16 protein-coding genes are annotated in these 17223 nt (G+C 32.9%); 10 read left to right on the forward strand and 6 right to left on the reverse strand.

The genetic code is table 11. The features are described 5' to 3' along the window. Positions 1–5 precede the first annotated feature (5 nt). Entirely contained in the window at positions 6–2702 is a 2697-nt protein-coding gene (locus PSA_RS14560; RefSeq protein ID WP_197276826.1) for an EAL domain-containing protein, read from the reverse strand. Positions 2703–2788: 86 nt separating this feature from the next. On the opposite strand from PSA_RS14560, the gene PSA_RS14565 reads away from it, so the two are divergent. Continuing rightward, the gene (locus tag PSA_RS14565; RefSeq protein WP_042142364.1) at positions 2789–3781 is read left to right on the forward strand and encodes an extracellular solute-binding protein; all 993 of its coding nucleotides are present in this window, start codon (positions 2789–2791) and stop codon (positions 3779–3781) included. Here the strand turns inward: PSA_RS14565 and PSA_RS14570 are convergent. From PSA_RS14570 to PSA_RS25320, 5 genes are all read right to left on the reverse strand, one after another. Beyond that, positions 3776–4486: a hypothetical protein gene (locus tag PSA_RS14570; protein WP_042142366.1), complete on the reverse strand. Its 711-nt coding sequence runs from the start codon at positions 4484–4486 to the stop codon at positions 3776–3778. The two genes, PSA_RS14565 and PSA_RS14570, sit on opposite strands and share 6 nt — an antisense overlap. A 77-nt stretch (positions 4487–4563) precedes the next feature. Continuing rightward, positions 4564–5310, reverse strand: a complete 747-nt coding sequence (locus PSA_RS14575; RefSeq protein ID WP_042142369.1) for an NUDIX domain-containing protein — start codon at positions 5308–5310, stop codon at positions 4564–4566. Positions 5311–5698: 388 nt separating this feature from the next. Beyond that, positions 5699–5935, reverse strand: coding sequence for an MBL fold metallo-hydrolase (locus PSA_RS25310; RefSeq protein WP_127924044.1), 237 nt, complete (start codon positions 5933–5935; stop codon positions 5699–5701). A gap of 58 nt (positions 5936–5993) precedes the next feature. Then, the gene (locus tag PSA_RS25315) at positions 5994–6155 is read right to left on the reverse strand and encodes a hypothetical protein (RefSeq protein WP_157575784.1); all 162 of its coding nucleotides are present in this window, start codon (positions 6153–6155) and stop codon (positions 5994–5996) included. Between the two features lie 117 nt (positions 6156–6272). Next, positions 6273–6431: a hypothetical protein gene (locus PSA_RS25320; RefSeq protein WP_157575785.1), complete on the reverse strand. Its 159-nt coding sequence runs from the start codon at positions 6429–6431 to the stop codon at positions 6273–6275. Between the two features lie 628 nt (positions 6432–7059). Between PSA_RS25320 and PSA_RS14585 the strand changes: the two genes are divergently transcribed. The 9 genes from PSA_RS14585 to PSA_RS14625 are packed head-to-tail and all read left to right on the forward strand — an operon-like array spanning position 7060 to position 17215. Continuing rightward, positions 7060–8547, forward strand: coding sequence for a class I adenylate-forming enzyme family protein (locus tag PSA_RS14585; RefSeq protein ID WP_052379797.1), 1488 nt, complete (start codon positions 7060–7062; stop codon positions 8545–8547). Between the two features lie 30 nt (positions 8548–8577). Further along, positions 8578–9708, forward strand: a complete 1131-nt coding sequence (locus tag PSA_RS14590) for an amino acid decarboxylase (protein WP_042142371.1) — start codon at positions 8578–8580, stop codon at positions 9706–9708. Between the two features lie 8 nt (positions 9709–9716). Beyond that, a complete protein-coding gene (locus tag PSA_RS14595) occupies positions 9717–10760 on the forward strand; it encodes a hypothetical protein (RefSeq protein ID WP_042142373.1) in 1044 nt (347 codons plus the stop codon). Beyond that, complete coding sequence (locus PSA_RS14600) at positions 10757–11614, forward strand: hypothetical protein (RefSeq protein ID WP_042142375.1); 858 nt, start codon at positions 10757–10759, stop codon at positions 11612–11614. Before PSA_RS14595 ends, PSA_RS14600 begins: the two co-directional genes overlap by 4 nt. Beyond that, positions 11607–12116, forward strand: a complete 510-nt coding sequence (locus tag PSA_RS14605; RefSeq protein WP_042142377.1) for a hypothetical protein — start codon at positions 11607–11609, stop codon at positions 12114–12116. The genes PSA_RS14600 and PSA_RS14605 overlap by 8 nt, the downstream gene beginning before the upstream one ends. Beyond that, positions 12116–13141 carry a hypothetical protein gene (locus tag PSA_RS14610; protein ID WP_042142379.1) on the forward strand — a complete coding sequence of 342 codons (1026 nt, stop codon included), beginning with the start codon at positions 12116–12118 and terminating at the stop codon, positions 13139–13141. The genes PSA_RS14605 and PSA_RS14610 overlap by 1 nt, the downstream gene beginning before the upstream one ends. Then, positions 13138–15057, forward strand: a complete 1920-nt coding sequence (locus PSA_RS14615; protein ID WP_042142381.1) for an NAD(P)/FAD-dependent oxidoreductase — start codon at positions 13138–13140, stop codon at positions 15055–15057. Before PSA_RS14610 ends, PSA_RS14615 begins: the two co-directional genes overlap by 4 nt. After that, positions 15057–15992: an alpha/beta fold hydrolase gene (locus PSA_RS14620; RefSeq protein ID WP_042142383.1), complete on the forward strand. Its 936-nt coding sequence runs from the start codon at positions 15057–15059 to the stop codon at positions 15990–15992. The genes PSA_RS14615 and PSA_RS14620 overlap by 1 nt, the downstream gene beginning before the upstream one ends. Then, positions 15989–17215 (forward strand): hypothetical protein, encoded by a 1227-nt coding sequence (locus PSA_RS14625; protein WP_042142385.1) that lies wholly within the window; start codon positions 15989–15991, stop codon positions 17213–17215. Before PSA_RS14620 ends, PSA_RS14625 begins: the two co-directional genes overlap by 4 nt. The last annotated feature ends 8 nt before the right edge of the window (positions 17216–17223 follow it).

The following is a 17223-nucleotide window of genomic DNA, read 5'->3' on the forward strand; positions in this document are numbered from 1 at the left end:
ACTAATTATGCAATTTTTACGATATTTTTTATTTCTTCATCTATGTGTTTTATCATTTGTTTTTCGGTTAAAGGCTTACTAAAAAAATATCCTTGAAATTGGTGGCAATATAAATTTTTCAAAACTGCAAGTTGTGCTTGTGTTTCTACACCTTCAACAGTAACAGATAAGTGAAATGATTCGGCTATCGCACAAATTGCTTTAACTAATTGTAAAACACCATTGTCAGTCTCTATATTCTCAATAAATGAACGATCTATTTTTATACCATCTATCGGTAAATTTTTTATTCGACCGAGAGAACTATAACCTGTCCCAAAGTCATCTATATATATACCTATCCCCAATTTATGAATTTCATTAAGCTGGCCTATTAAGGCTTCTTCCTTGGCTATCATGGCTGATTCGGTTAACTCAATACGTATTTGTCGCCTGCTTAACTTTGATTGATTAACACGGTTTGTCAGCCAATCCATAAAATTATTTTGCTGTAATTGAAGTGGAGAAACATTAATATTGATAAATAGATCCCCTGACTTATCTCCTAATTGTTCCATGAATTTAAGTGCTCGCTCAAAAACCCACCGACCTAGTAGAGACATTTTTCCACATTCCTCAGCAATAGGAATAAATTCTTCGGGACTTATACGCCCTAACTCTGAGCTATCCCATCTAAGTAATGCTTCAAAACCAATTAAACGTGCACCTAATTTACAATATAAAGGTTGTAAGTTTATTGATAGCTCTAGATCTGGAATTAAATCATGTAATAAGGTTTCAATGTGTAGTCTGCGATTAATTTGTTGGGATAACTTTGAAGAGAAAATATAATAATCATTCTTTCCTTGTTGCTTAGCTTCATACATAGCGATATCCGCATCATGAATAAGCTTTTTAGCATCATATTCAATACAAGGTGAGGTGAATTTTCGTACACCTATACTGCCACTAACTGATAAGCTATGCTCGTTATAATTAAAGGGTTTACGAATTTCTTTAAGTATTTCAATCAATAAACCGATTAAATTTTCACTTAAATGATTTTGTCGTATTAAAACTGCAAATTCATCACCACCTAACCTCGCAATATCTGAATATGAACCTAATAAAGTTTGCATTCTTGCAGCAAACTCAATCAATACTTTATCGCCTGCGACATGACCTAAAGTATCATTAATTAATTTAAACCTATCTAAATCTATATAAAGGAGAGTAAAGTTATTTTGAGAGCTAAATCTTAATTTATCTACTAACTCTAAAAATGCTTGTCTATTGAGCAAATTAGTTAAGCTATCATGTTGAGCTCTATACTTTAATTGTTCATTAAATAACTTTACTTGGGTTATGTCGACCAACCTCCCCTCATAAGTCCATATTCCTTCATTTTCTACCCAATTACCGCTTTGTCTTACCCAGATACTATTTCCATTTTGTTTTTTGGCAAGCCATTCAAATTCTTGATGATTCACTTTATTTTTGACATCATTTAACCACTTGATTACTTGTTCTTCACTGTAAATAAAATCACTAAAAGAGAAGCTTTTACAATCAGAATTGTTATCTAACAATAAAGTGCTAAAAGCCGGGTTACTAGTTTTAATTTCTGCATTAGAATTCAAAATAAATAACCCCTCATGGGAGTTTATAAATAATTTTTTATATTTATTTTCAGACTTTATTTGTAGCTTCAACGCCTGGGTTTTGAGAAGAGATTCTTTTTTAAGCTCTCGATTAGAATCAACTAAGCTTGTAGTTCGTTGTACTACTATACGATTTATTTCTTTATTACGTCCTTTCAAAGTGAATATTTGGAATAATATTAAAGCGCCACAGATCCATGACAACACAACAAGAGAAATAATTACACAAACGCGTATTGGAATAATTGGAGGACTTAAATCGTTAGGATTATATAATTCGAATGTCAACTCGTGACTAAAGAAATGACTAGGAGTACTCACACTTGCTTCTATCGCGTCTAATTTATAAGTATCTTTCCAATCTGTCGTAAAAATAATTTGATCTTTATTTTTAAGCAGAATATGTTCACCTGTTTCAGCATATAAATTATGGTAGAGATTTTCTAATAAACTCGATAAGGCTAACCTTAAACCGAGTGCTGAATGAACTTTACCCGCAACCTTTTGAATTAATACTAAACTCCATTGCTCATTATTTTTCGGCCAATTTAGCGCTACAACACCATGCTCTAAAGATAGTTTTCTTAATTCACTTTCATTAAGCGCAATTACTTGCCCAATATTATGACCATAATCAGAAACAGGAGCGGCCTTTATAACACCTAATAAATTATCCTCAAGCTTTACTGGTAAGTACAACCTAAAATCGAACTGGCCCTGCTCTATTTGCTGTGTTTGTATTTCTTCAATTTGCTCTGATTTAAATAAAACATATTGTTCTAAGCCGACTTCGATTTCTATTCCTTGTAATTGAGATTGGGCTACTTTATAAAAACTCTTAGTACTAATATTTGGGCTAGATTGAAAATATGCATCAAATGAATAAAGTAAATTTTCGAGCTGTCTTAATTTATTTTGAAAAACTTGATTATAGGAGGATATTTGAATATTCAAATCTTGCTCTGACTGAGTTTCATAATGCTTTTCTAAACGGAACCCAACAAAAGACATCACTGTAACAAAAATTAAATAAATCAATAAGTGAAATTTAAATCCTTTCAATTTTAAGTTAAATTCCTTCATGACCTAGACTTCTTAAAATTTACCAGTACTATAGATGTAAATGATAATAGTTTGTATTTGAGCCCATGAAAAGTAATTTATTTATATTTATTGCATTAATTGCATCGAGCGCCGAAGTTTTGGCCAAACCTATTGAACAATTAAACATTTATTCATTTCGAAAACTAGAATTGATAGCACCTATTATTTCATCCTTTGAAAATAAATCAGGAATAAAAGTTAATTTAGTACATGGAAAATCAAAATATTTATTAAAACGATTAGCTACTGATGGTCAAAAAAGTCAAGCTGATTTATTGCTAACATCAGATTTAAGTCAGTTAGCTAATAAAAAACATTTATTGCAACCTTTTACTGAATTTACTAATTTAGCACACGTAAATCAAAGTCTCATAGATGATGAAAAATATTGGGTAAGTACTTCAATGCGAGCTCGTACTATTTTTAGTGCTGAACATACAAAATTACCGATACCAAAATATTATAGTGACTTTAATAAACCACAATATCATGGACAATTTTGTATTAGAGATTTATCCCACAGTTATAATAAAGAGTTATTTGCCTCTTTATTATCTATAGGAGAAAAAGAAAATACCCATTGGTTACAAAAACCAGAAAAACTATTAGTAAAACGCCCAACGGGCAATGATAGAGATCAACTTAGAGCATTAGCAAATGGACAATGCCAATTTGCAATAGCTAACCACTATTATTTAGAAATGTTAGCTAATTCTGAAAATAAGAAAGATCAGCTCATTGCTACAAAATTGCAACGCCATTGGTTAAAAACACATAAAAGTACTACATTAATTTCTACTGCAACAGCTGCTATTACTAAATATTCGCCAAACAAAAGTAATGCTATAAAATTTATGAATCACCTTTTAAATGAACAAACCCAAAAGATTTATGCATCTAAGCTTTATGAATTCTCTGTATATACTAAAAACAAACAAGACCAAACAACTTTCGAAAACAACAATTTAAAAATGATCCCAGATGTCACAGCCGTTAAGAGAAGCCTGAATTTTTTAGTTAATGCAAAACTCTTATAAAACGTAATCTGAATAATAAACTTTTGATATTTCATCTATTTCAATAAACATCGCCATAGAGCCAATTAATCGCATAGTGTGATTTAAGGGTAATATGGCACCTTTAATTTTTATAAAATTAAATGTTAACTTTAATATATTGATATCTGCCGAAAACATAGGTGAGAAATTATCATTATTGATAATTTCTAAACTTTTAACAAAATGATTATTTTTATCGAAAATTAAAATACCGTCTAGTTTACTTTTAGCATCTTCTCCAAATCGACTATAACCGACTTTGAATGATGATTTAATAAATTCATTATCTTCAGTAAGGATTTGTAAAGTATCAATATCGACTAATTGGGAAATACTAATCGATTGATTATTTTTACTTTTATTCTTTTTTTTCGATTTATTTTTAAGATATTTATTTACTTGTGCTTTTGTCGGTGTTTTGCCATTTAATTCTATTAAAGACCAAGACTCTGAAATATTTTCAGCAGGAGAGTATTTTTCTAAACTCGATGTTTCATCACCTTCTTCATTTTCATATTTGGCAATAGTATAAGAAAAATTCTTACGTTTAGTTTGACTAAAGAGTTCAAAGCTCGCTTTTACACTTTTTTGATATTCTAACAGATCTGTTTTAATTGTTTCACTGTGAGCCTGATTTGCAATTAAGCACACGATTAAGCTAATTAATAATTTGAAAAGAGTCATAGTTTATTTCCTAATAAAATGATGACTCAGCTTAAGTGGTACATAGTGAAATTACTGTGAAATAGTACTTACTTTAATTAACTATCAGAAAATAAGACTTCTCTTTTACCATTGACACCTTGATTAAAATCTAACTCTACAGCTTTCAGTCCACTTGCTTTACTTAAAGATTTAACCATTTCACGGTTAAAGTAACTATTAGTTTCATCTTGAATATAAGTATTTAAATCGACCCAACATGCATCTTCAATTTCATCAGTGTCTTGAATTTCAATTTGAGTTGTTATTGGTTCTAAACGACAAATAAAATAGATATTCGATTTTCCAAAACGGTAAGGATGCTTATTGGCAAAACCAACAAGCTGCTGAAACTTTGCTGTAATACCGGTTTCTTCAAATACTTCACGCTCAATCGCTGTATGAATATCTTCATCTAACTCTATATGACCGCCCGGCAGCTTATAACCTGTACCTATTGCTATCTTTTCACGTATCACCAATACTTGGTTATGTTTATTAATAACTAAAGCACCTGCGCCTATAGAGTGCGTTGGTACAAATGGCGCATAAGCACCTTCAACGAGTCGTAAAATAAGTGTTATTTCTGTTTCGAGACAATTATGAAATACGAAACCTAATTCAGTAGCGATTGGCACAATATTACTGCGCTCTATTGGTAAGGTTAACCAAATTAGACGTTTATTCTCTGAAGCTGCATAAGCAATAGTTAGCTCTAATGCAGCCTGGAATAAAGTTTGTGTTGCAGGTAACTTATCTGTATCAATAATAATGCCATTAAAGGCGTCGGCTTGAAATGAGAGCAAAAAAATACCTGACCATAATATTTAAATATCGAAAAATCATAACACAATAAAAAAACATATCAGCTAACTTTCATTCGAAAAATCATTTATCACCTAAAAAAAGACTACCATCTAAAACTTTATGCTACCCCAGCAAAGCACTCACTTTATTGCTTTTACTAAACTCAGTTAACCTATTGATGCTTGGCTTATATTCATCCCAGTCTTTTATATAGATAAGCCTAAGATAAAAACTATCTCCTGTTAATAACCATTTTGTTTGTGGATCATAAATTGTTATTGCTTGATTTTGATGACCTGGCATAGGAATGATAGATAACTCACGATTTCCCTAATCAAATTCACTTATATCATTAGGCCAATTATTCATTTTAAAAAAGTGATCTACTTATTTTTGAGTTGTGCCAACAAATGTCACATTTTCTTGCCCACAAAACAGTTTATCACCCGCATAATGATCTGAATGCGTATGACTATGCGCAACAATGATTTGTTTTTTCGAAGGATCAGTACTTTTAGCGATAATATCATTTACTGCTTTAACTAAAGGCATATCTTTTTCATCTTCAATCGCACCAGTATCAAGTACTAATACTTTTTCTTCGCCGATTAATACATAATAAATGGCGCTTCAAAAGTCAGGCATTTATTTTGCCTAAGTACATAGCTGGTTTCATTTACTTTTAATACATCAAAAGCTGCGATTTATCATTTTCACAATTAACTGCCCCATGAAGCCATTTTTTATTATTAATTAACTCTAATTCATTAACTTGGTTTGCATTTACAATTTGCGTACTTAAAAGTACACATATCGTCACTAATGTTTTTGTAGGATGTTTCATTTAATGCAGGCCTCTTTTATGGAACAATCAAATGTTAAATTATAAAAGTAAAAAACACAGCATATTGCTGTGCTTTTACTAGCAACTGATTATTTGAATTTTTTAAACTGTTTTACATTATCTATTGGGAAGTGCATATGATGCACTCATAACCGATACTGCAATCACTAAACCAATCGCAACTGCTGATGCCATTCCATTGAAAGTTAATACACCCATAACTAAACCACCTAAAAAAGATGTTGTAAAAAGTTCACTTAAGCTTGAAGTATTCATAATCTAATCCTTTATATTCATTCGATAATTTATTTGCTGCTTATCAGCTGTTGAAATAAATAATAAATGAGAAAAAAAGTTTAATTTAAGCTTTATGCTAAATGGTCAATATTGGTGATTTTAGGTTTATTAAAGTGATAAAAATCGCTTGGTTTATTTAAATTTTTAAATAATTAAAAGTAAAAATACAAATATCTCACTATAAAACCCAATTAACTTACAATTGTTTACATATTATTTAAACATATAAAATAACTTTTTATTATTTAAACCTAATTTTTTTTGCAAATAAAAATTTAATAAATATATAAGACCTAAATCCATTCCCTATAAAATTACAGCCTTCTGATTTATAGCCTTTTTTTAATGTTTTCTATCAAGTGAGCCTCGATAAAACGATCAAATTAAAAACGATAACTTTAATTTTTCGTTAATGTAAAGTAACTAAAAACAATCCCAATTAATGAAATGATTTATTTTTACAAATCTACTCGGTCATTAAAAATACAATTGACATCCCTTATTTAGGAACGTAGTTTATTTGGAATAAAGACTCTAAATATCAATTTAGAGAAAAATAAAAAACATAATACTTTATTTTAATTAAATATTATTAGGGGAGCTATCTATGTTGTTTTCATTAGCTGATTTATTTGAAAAAACATTAAACAATCTTTGGCTAGGAAAAATTAAGTTTTATCCTAATGATTCACAGTTCGATTCAAATGTTTTACAGCAGCTTAGCGCTTCACTAGAAAAAACTACAAATATAAATTTTGGTGACAGAGTTTTAGTAACCGATAACCCAACTGCTGAAACTATCGCAAGTATTTTATGGTTGTGGTCAAAAGGAGTGGTTATTGTTCCAGTCCGATTTAGCATGAAATACAGCGCAATTTTAGATATTGCTGAAGATTGTGATTCACATTTACTTTTTAGAAATGGCGAGCCAGAGTCACTTAAAGTAAAAAAAACAGCTAGAAAACCCGACAATAACCTTAAAACATTTGAGTTTAATTCTAAAAGAATAGTTTGTGGCTCCGATCTTGCTCTAATCATTTACACTTCAGGAAGTACCGGTAAACCAAAAGGTATCATGCTGAGTCATACAAATGTGATCACAGCAATCAATTCAATTGGTACTTATCTTGACCTCAATGTTAAAGAACATATTTTATGTTTATCACCCCTTTCATTTGATTATGGCCTGTATCAAGTATTATTTAGCTTAAAATTTGATTGCCAATTAACAATTTTTCAAGATGATTTTCACCCTATAAAAGTAATAAAAGCACTAAATCAACATAATATTTCCCTACTGCCCGTTGTGCCGGCGATGGCAAGCTCGTTATGTAAAGTGATCCAAGCTTTTAAAAGTGAATTTCCGCACTTGAATAAAATTACCAATACTGGTGGTCACCTAGGCGAAGATACAATTCAAAATTTATCTCAGTTAATACCTCATACTAATATTTATGCGATGTACGGTTTAACGGAATGTAAACGTGCGCTGTATTTACCTCCTCAAGATAGTATGCGTAAACTTGGATCTGTTGGCATTCCTATTCCAGGGTTAGAAGCAAAAATATTCAATTGTGATGACAAATTACATTTTAAGGAAGTAAATCAAGGAGAGATTGGAGAGCTATTTATTCGTAGCGCGACATTAATGCAGGGTTATTATGGCTCAGGAAATGCTGGCGCTAATATTCATAGTGGTAAATATAGGGATGATAATTGGCTAGCTACGGGTGATCTTTTTTGCCAAGATGATGAAGGTTACTTTTACTTTAAAGGCCGTAATAAAGATTTGATAAAACAGGCAGGTTATTGTTTATACCCTGCTGAGTTAGAAGCACAAATTGAACAATTTCCTAATGCACATTTAACTGCAATTGTTCCGTACACGGATAAGCTAGGAGATGAAATAGCTTGCCTATATGTACAATTAAACGAGAACACACCAGATCACCAAACTCAGTTCAAAACGTGGTTAAGGTCAAATTTAGACCCTGCCTACAGCCCTCGTGAAATCCGTTTTATTGAAGCCATGGCATTAACTGCAAATAGCAAAGTGGATAAGCAACACCTTATTTCGTATTTATCAGAAATTTAAAGCTAACCATATTTGTTTTAGGAGTTATAAATGAAAGCCATCACTAATTTACTAGATAAGAACCATCGTCAAATTGAAACACCTTGTTACTTATACAGCGTCAGCCAAGTAGCAAGTAATTTTGCACAACTTAAATCAGCGCTAGGTACCGAAATAATTTACTCTATGAAAGCAAATAATAATGTAGATTTGTTAATGCGCTGTGCACATCACTTAACAGGTGGTATTGAAATAGCGTCTATTGGCGAACTAAATTTAGTTGCTGGCGGCAACAGTGAAAAATACATAAATAACCCATCTGCCGATAAAAAGTTTCTACGGGCGGCTGTTGCTTCTCGTTCAACCATTATCATAGATAATCTAGCGCAATTAACATCACTTATTGAATTTATAGGTAAGCGCCCATTAAAGCCTATTTTATTACGCTTAAATTCATGCGTTTTAAAACAATTTAATCCTGATATCAAAAAAATAAGAGCAGATCAATTTGGTATGGATTGGGATACCGCAAGCCAAGCGATTGATATCTGTAAATCTAATAATCTCTCCCTAGCTGGCTTTCATTTATTTAATGGCTCATATCAATTTACCCACAATGCACTTGAAACTGCAGTTGCAGCAAAAAAAATTATTAAAACAATTGAATCGCGTTACCAACAAGCACTAAGTTTTGTAAATTTAGGTGGCGGATTCAGTGAAAATTGGCAACAAAGTGATTTTGATTTTGTGAGTTATAAACAACTATTAGCCAGCTTTCCAAAACATATCGCATTAGCCCATGAAACTGGCCGAGGACTAATGGCCTCAGCAGGATACTTTGCCACACGCGTTCGGTATTTAAAATATATAGAACATCAACAATATGCTATTTGTGATGGTGGTATGAATCAAAATTTCTTACTAGCTCAAACAGAAAACAGTTTTAGAAAATTCAAAACTCCAATAATTTTCAGTCCTACCCCACATTCAAAACACAACAGCTGCATTTTTGTTGGTAGCTCTTGTAGTAAAGATGATGTTATTGGTAAACAAGCTGAGCATCATATTACACCGCAAGTGGGTGACATCTGTATCTTTGAAAATTGCGGAGCCTATAACGCCAGCTATACCCTATCCCCTTTCTTAAAACTGCCAAGTGCAAAAACTTACATTATTGAATAAGGCCAATTATGAGTGATTTAAAAGCTATTTTTTCTAGCTTCATTACTGAGCATTTAAATAATCATCAAGCTTTACCAATAAGTTTTGAAAAAATTATCAGTAATGCTGTTTTTAATTTATTAGATTCTGAGATTTTAATTGAAGATAATTTGTCTGCTAAACCAGCTTTAACTAAACCAAAAGTCAATCAAGCATTACCAAACTTTGAGCAAACATATGTCATTGACCAATTAACTGAGCAAGTTAAATCAACAGGTTTTGGCCCTCATTTTCATCAAATTATTGGGCTATTTGGCTCAATTATGTTGCAAATGACAGCAAATGAAGCCCAACAACAGCAAGTAAATGACTGGCTTGAACAGGGCTACTTTGGTCATTTTTTAATGACCGACTTAGGTGGTCCATCATTAAACCAATGGCAATCAAGTTTAAATTCAACACAAGATCAATGGCAACTTACCATCAATAAAAAATGGGGGATTGAAGCGCATAATCTTGGATTTTTAATGTTAGTTGTGCGCCAGCCAGGTAAACCATTTCCTTTAACTTTTTTAATTGAACCAGAGCAAGCAAGAACTTTGAATCAATCTAAAGTAGGCGCGAGCTATTTAGATAATTCAGTGCAGTTAGGTAATGTGAAAGGCGAGTTAAATATTAATGCATCACAGCAACTGAAACTTGGTGGACTGAGTAGCGTAAACCGGTTTTTAACATTAGTTCGTCCACGCTTTGTAAAAGCTTTAATGAATCACTTGTTATGGTTAGCTGATAATCAACGACTAACTTTAGATCCTCAATTAAATGAACACATAAATTACATTCAAAATGTCGCTAACAGATGTTTAGCTCAAAATGAGTTTTCTATTCATTCCGTAGATCAAGTACTCGCCTTGAAGTTTGCTTCAAATGAATTGCTCCTAGATACCGTATCAAAAGGGAAAGTAGCCAGCTTTGAAGATCAAAGAGACCTATTAGGCTTTACCAAAATGGAAGGGAGCTCTTATCGTTGTTTTCTTGAAATCTATTCCAAGCAAAAAAGGTTCAGACAATGAGCGTACTAACAGTTAAAGCAATTGCTTTTCAACCTTTAAAACAACGATTATTCAGTCAAACACCAAGTAGTAATACAAGCTTTGAATGGCTAGCCACACTTTTGGTCCAGCAAACAAACAGCATTACATCAATGCTGTCTGCTTCAGAGCAATTAAAAATTAATCGACACTTTTTGTGCTCAACGATGATAGATCTCCCTTTTACAACTGGAGATATCAGTTGGTCAAAAGTCGCTTCAATGCTAAACCAGAATGAAAAAAATCAAGCAGATACTTTCATCAATGCCTATGAATGCGCATCATGGGGATTTTCTTTAAGACATTATTTACAACATGATCAACAAAACACCCCTCAATTTTTATTAGTCAGTATTATAGATGCTAATGTTTTTGATCTAGAATTTTGGCGTTATAACGAGAACTGGCATGAATCAGGGTTTGGCATCACAACTGTATTACTTGAAGTTAATGGCCAAATGACTGATGAACTACTCACACAATGTGCCACTACGCATAATGCTATGGCTGAATTTGCGACTGTAATCCGTCGCCATGCTGCTAATAAAAAAGGTGTCACGCTAGCAATGCCTTTTTTTCCAGAACATATCCAACAAATGTTTAATAAATTATTAGTCAACCAAACTCGCTTGCCTGATTTACATGCTCAATGGGGCCACTGTTTCGGCTCAGATCCTTGGCTATCAATTTTGAGTCATTGCCAAGAAAGCCCAATACTTAAAGAACAAGAATTCCTTGCTTGTTCACTTGCCTTAAATGGATATTTTTCAATAGCGCAAATAAAAGTGACGCCGCAAACTCAATTTATATTACAAGAGGTAAAAGGCTATGAGTAATGTAGCGAAACATGAATATGTTGGTCATTTATTAAGTGTGCCTTTTAATAATAAACCATCTGCGGCTTTAGCTAGATGTATGCCCTTATCAAATGATAGTGACTTTGCAATATTTGCTGATTTACCTTGCTCTGATGCACCAGTTCTAATCAATTTTATTGAACATTATCAAATTTTAAATGAGTTAGTTTTACTGGCTAATGAACTATGGCCTAAAGAACTTACTATTTTAATACGCATTTCTATGCCAGGCGGTATGAGATTACCCGCATCCTTGCTCGCTAATAATGTTTTATTAATGCAAGACATCAAACCTGAAATTGACAAATTAGCAGGTAAAGTGACTCATCTTCTCACTATCGATGACAATTTTATTCGATATCAGTTGGAGCAAGGTCACAATCAAATTGCAATCAATTTACATAGCGTAAGTAATAATCAACAAGTCAATTTTTCTAAATTTATTGCAAAGCTTCGACACTTTAATATTGGTACTCAGTAATGCAAAGCAATGATCAAATGATCTTATCTCAATATTGGGCCGAAAAGATTGATTCGGTGAATCATGGATTAGCACTGCTACGCACAAAACTCAGTGAACTAACAGAAAAACCAAACCAAGTAATTTTTGTTAGTGCAGGTGAAATCAAGCCTTTATTAAACCCTTATATCTTAACTTTTTGTAAAGATATAAGTCATAACTTTGAATGTAAAGCCGATTTTATCAGCGCTGCATGTACTAGCTTACATGCCAGCATTTTTCATTTTAATAATAGTAAATCACATAATTGTTTGGTGATTTTACTGGAGCTAGATCAAACATTACAGCAAGGGTGTTTGAATGCGTTAGGCGTAGGTGATTCAAATGGTCAAGATGGTCTAATCGTAAATGATTGCATTGGCTTTTGCTTTTTAGAAAAAAGAGTTGCCCACAACCAAGATATTGTTATTGAACAATGCCAAATATTTTCACAACCTTCAGGCATATCTGGTATGCCAAAATTACTTAATCAGCTCATTACGCATATTGAAAATGATCAATCTCAGGGGTTATTTGTATCTTTTGACATTAATTCTGTATGGGGTAAAAAACTAAAATCAGCGTTAAAAAGTCGATTAAAAAAACTAGCAAAACCAACCTACTGGTTATCAAGTATTGAAACAGATCAGCGCCATTATTTAAGTTTAAAACCCATTTTAGAATTAAATAATTATCGCAACCAACTCAATAAAAAACCGCTGAACTTATTAACTTTAGGGGGTGGTGGTCGTGTTGGTAGTCTCAAGTTATCTATAAATACACACAATAAAAGCCAAATTGATGATGCTTCATTTAATGAGTTTTGTTTAACAACAGATCACGCTATTTATCAACAATCTCTTCAAGTGAAACCGTATTCAATTGAGGCTTATCATGCGATTGTTAAAGCTACTTTAAAATATCCACAACATCAATATCGTGGCATAAAGAATCACTATTTTCGCTGGCCCCTCAATTTAATTATCCAAGCTGGAGTTAAATCATGAACTACTTAACAAAAATAAATACGCATTATGATGTTTTAATTATTGGTGCCGGATGGGCCGGACTCACTTTAGCAAGACAACTTAAACAAGAAAATCCTAATTTAAACATTTTGCAGCTTGAGGCAAGTACCCAATTTAAAGCAAAAGTAGGTGAAGCCACTGTCGAAATAGCAGGTCATTATTTCATACATAGATTAGGCTTAGTAAATTATCTCTATCGCAACCATTTACCTAAAAATGGTCTACGTTTTTTATTTGATTCAGAAAATCATGATTTAGAACTAGATCAAATGAGTGAACATGGAACCACCAGTATCCCACCCCACCCTGCATTTCAGTTAGACCGAGCAAGATTTGAAAAAGACTTAGTTGAAATGAATAAAGCACAAGGTATCAACTTATTTTTAGGTGCAAAAGTAACAAAACTGGCAGTCAATGAAGCTGGCGATCATACCGTAGCTTTTAATTATCAAGGGCAAAATCATGAAGTAAACACCAAGTGGTTAATTGATGCCAGTGGCAGAGCCAGCTTATTGGCTAAACAGAAAAAGTTACATCATAGGAATGATGTTCCTAGGAACTGCGCAGCGTGGGCACGTTTTAGTAATGTGACTGACATTGACACTTTAGGCAGTAAAAAATGGCAAAAGATGGTCAATGGCCGGTTTTTATCTACCATACATTTCACCGGACCTGGCTATTGGATTTGGGTGATACCGCTTAGCGGTGGTTTTACTAGTATAGGTATAGATTGTGATAAGAATGTAATGGATAACCCACCATTAACACAAACGCAATTTATTGCGTTTTTAAAGCAGCACAAAGGCTTATGGCAAATACTCAAAAGTGCACATTTAGAAGATTTTGAAGCTTGGGGGCAATTGGCTTATCGCGGTAAAAAATATATCAGTGAGCAACGTTGGGCCACAACGGGCTTCGCAGCTATGTTTTTAGATCCACTTTTCAGTGGTGGTGGCGATATGATTGCACTCATAAATGATGCAATCACTAAAACAATATGTGATGACTTTGCTTATGATTCGATTGAACAAGCAGAGCAATCCTTAATCAAAAAAGTGCCTATATTAAATCAACAAGCCCATGAGTTTTATCAAGGTTTACATACCTATGTTAACAATACCAATCCAATTCTAGATTGTGCGCAATTATGCTCCCCTGTTGTTGCTTACAATACAGCAATTTATTTTTTAGAAGCTGCTTGGGACTATATGGCTGGTAACTTTATTGATTTAGAATTTTGGCAAAAGAAAGATTACATACGTCGTGGCTATTTAGCATTAGAAAAAGAACTTAATAAACAAATACTCGCGACTGTAGATACTTTGAAACAACAAAGCCGTTACTTTGATCGTAACAGTGAAGGTTTTTTTGAATCTGGTGCTGAGTTATATAAATACTTTGTATTTAATATGGGTCAAGCAGGTAAAGACGGTTGGCGTATTGATTTACATACTAAATTATGGGTCGATGTCTATTTAAAAGTCACCCAGTGCCGCTTAAATTTACCAAAATTTGCCAGCAGAAGATTAGTACAAGAATGCTTAACGCTACCTAAAATTTTATCCCTAGATACTTTTTCGCAAAATGATCTGCCTGAATTATTAGCCAATATAAATCAAAAGCTCACCGAAGAGTTACAAAAATTAACTGAACATACTGTGCTGACTGAAGTAAAAGAAGCATCGTTCACAACTGGAATAGTAAATGTACAAGTCGTTGATGATACTTTACCTGATGCAGAAATGAAAAAGTTGAACCAGCTCGCAAACACTATTTTTAATAGTGAACAAGATTACGTAGCCATGCCATTTATGGTGCCCTACTTTTTACAATTTTGCCGAAAGACTGATGAAAACATCATGTCAAAACCAATATTATCACTTGAGAGATGCTAATGGATAAAATGACTTATTTAGCACGTGATGGTGTTCTACTGGCATATGATAAGTTTTTAATCACTAATGCAAAAGCAACAGTTATCTTTTTACATGGCAGTACATACAATAGCCGTCGTTATGCAAACATTGCGAAGGTATTAAATCAACAAAATTATGCAGCTTGTCTTATTAATTGGCGTGGTCATGGCGGTTCTGAAGGACGTCTGGGAACTGTAGATTATATAGGACAGTTAGAGGATGATTTAGCTGATTTTATAACCCATTATCAGCAAGTCTGTGACCAACCTCTGATTTTAGCGGGACATTCAGCAGGGGCTGTGATTTGCTTAAGATATATAGATAAATATGGTTGTAATAATATAGATGGTGTGAGCTTTATCGCACCTGCAATAAACGGCCCTCTTGAAACAGTTAGATATAAACATACGTCTGCAAAATGGCAATATCAAATAAGTTATTTTAGAGCTGCAAAACCTGCAATAACGCCACCAGCACATGCTTTAACTTATGCGCCGAGCCTAAAAACATTGCCTTTTATCGTTGCTAAGTTATTGCCATTTATGCGCCATAAACCTATTTTAAGTTTTCCTGCGAATGAACGTATGGCGAGGCTAGAAGGCAGAGTATTGCATTATAGTTATAACTTAATGCTCTCTTGCGATATCAATAACTACCCTAGTGCATTTAACAAAATTTCTGTGCCAGTACTATTACTGTGTGGTAAGCATGATGAAGTTGTCCACCCTAACCTGCTAGAAACCATTTATCACTGGCACCTAAAACCTACATTGAATAAAAAGATAGTTGAGTTAAAAAAAGTAAATCATATTCAAGTGGTCACAGCATCAGCAATGATTTTACCCGATTGGCTCAATAGCATTTTTGAGCAATCAAATGATCTTGTTACGACTTCTGATGAGGAACTTGCATGATAAATCTACATGAATTTAACTTTTATGGTCAAATAACAAACCGAAATCACGTTATAAATCAATTAAACTTAGCTGAAGATGCATCTGATTTTGAATTAATATCAGCTGCGTACTTAAAATGGCAATTATCAATCAATGTATATTTGGCCGGTGATTATGCCATTGTGTTACCGCTAAAAGAAAAAAAACAAGTATTTATATGTTTATCTGCTTTTTCGAGCCACCAGTTATTTTATAAAATTAACAGTAAAACGCTAAAAATGAGTATTCAATTATCTGACTTTAGTCAGCAAGCAAAAGTATGTCCGTTTGCAGTTACTCAACTATTACATTGGCGTTATATCAGTTCACCAAACACATTATTCAAAGATGTTTATTCTCTAAATAATGGACAAAGTATTATTTGGCAACTTGAAACTGAGCCAGAGAAGATATCTCAAAAGCAGTTAACTTTATCTCAAAAGTTAAATGCGGCACCAAATGCAATTCAAGCAAATTCATCTGGTAATATCAGTAATGACGAACTGAGCTTTTTCAATATATTTAATCAATTACCACACCTAAGCCAAATAATAACGCATCCAGTATCAGCATTATGGCAAATTGAATTTTTGTTATTAGTACAAATCAGCCACGAAAAACAATTAGTATGTGCTCACAAACCGCGGCTTAATCAAGTAGAACAAAAGTCAAAATATACATTAAATACCAATATATTCAGAAGTCGTTTAAACGAGCAAAATAGCGCATTAAACAAATTTAAAAAGCAACTTTTGGCGCAATATAAAGCCGAAATAGCGTGCGAACCTGATGAGAACAAAACAAGTTTTGCAACTTGGACCTATTTATCATTTGAGTTACCAAATAAATGGGCTCAACAAAGGTTAATTGCTAAAGCATATAACAAAGACATCCAATTTAATTATTGTAATAGCAATAAATTAAAGCAGCTGTTATCAGAAAACATTAGCTCAACTCAACCTCAAACAAGCCAGTTTTTTAGTTTTAATGATGAAAGTATCATTAATATTTTTGATGCAATGCAAAGGTTAATGCATCACGGCTTTGAACCGGTTACCAACAAACTATTTCACGTTGTGCCGCCAATTTCCGCCAAATTACTTAAAAAACATAAGAAAAATCCAATTCAAGTAGAAGAATTCTGCTGCTTATCCTTAACCTTAGATCACTTAGCAAGACATGCTGATTGGTCTGTAGATTAATTTTAAAA

This window comes from Pseudoalteromonas sp. '520P1 No. 423' (assembly GCF_001269985.1).
Classification (GTDB): domain Bacteria; phylum Pseudomonadota; class Gammaproteobacteria; order Enterobacterales; family Alteromonadaceae; genus Pseudoalteromonas.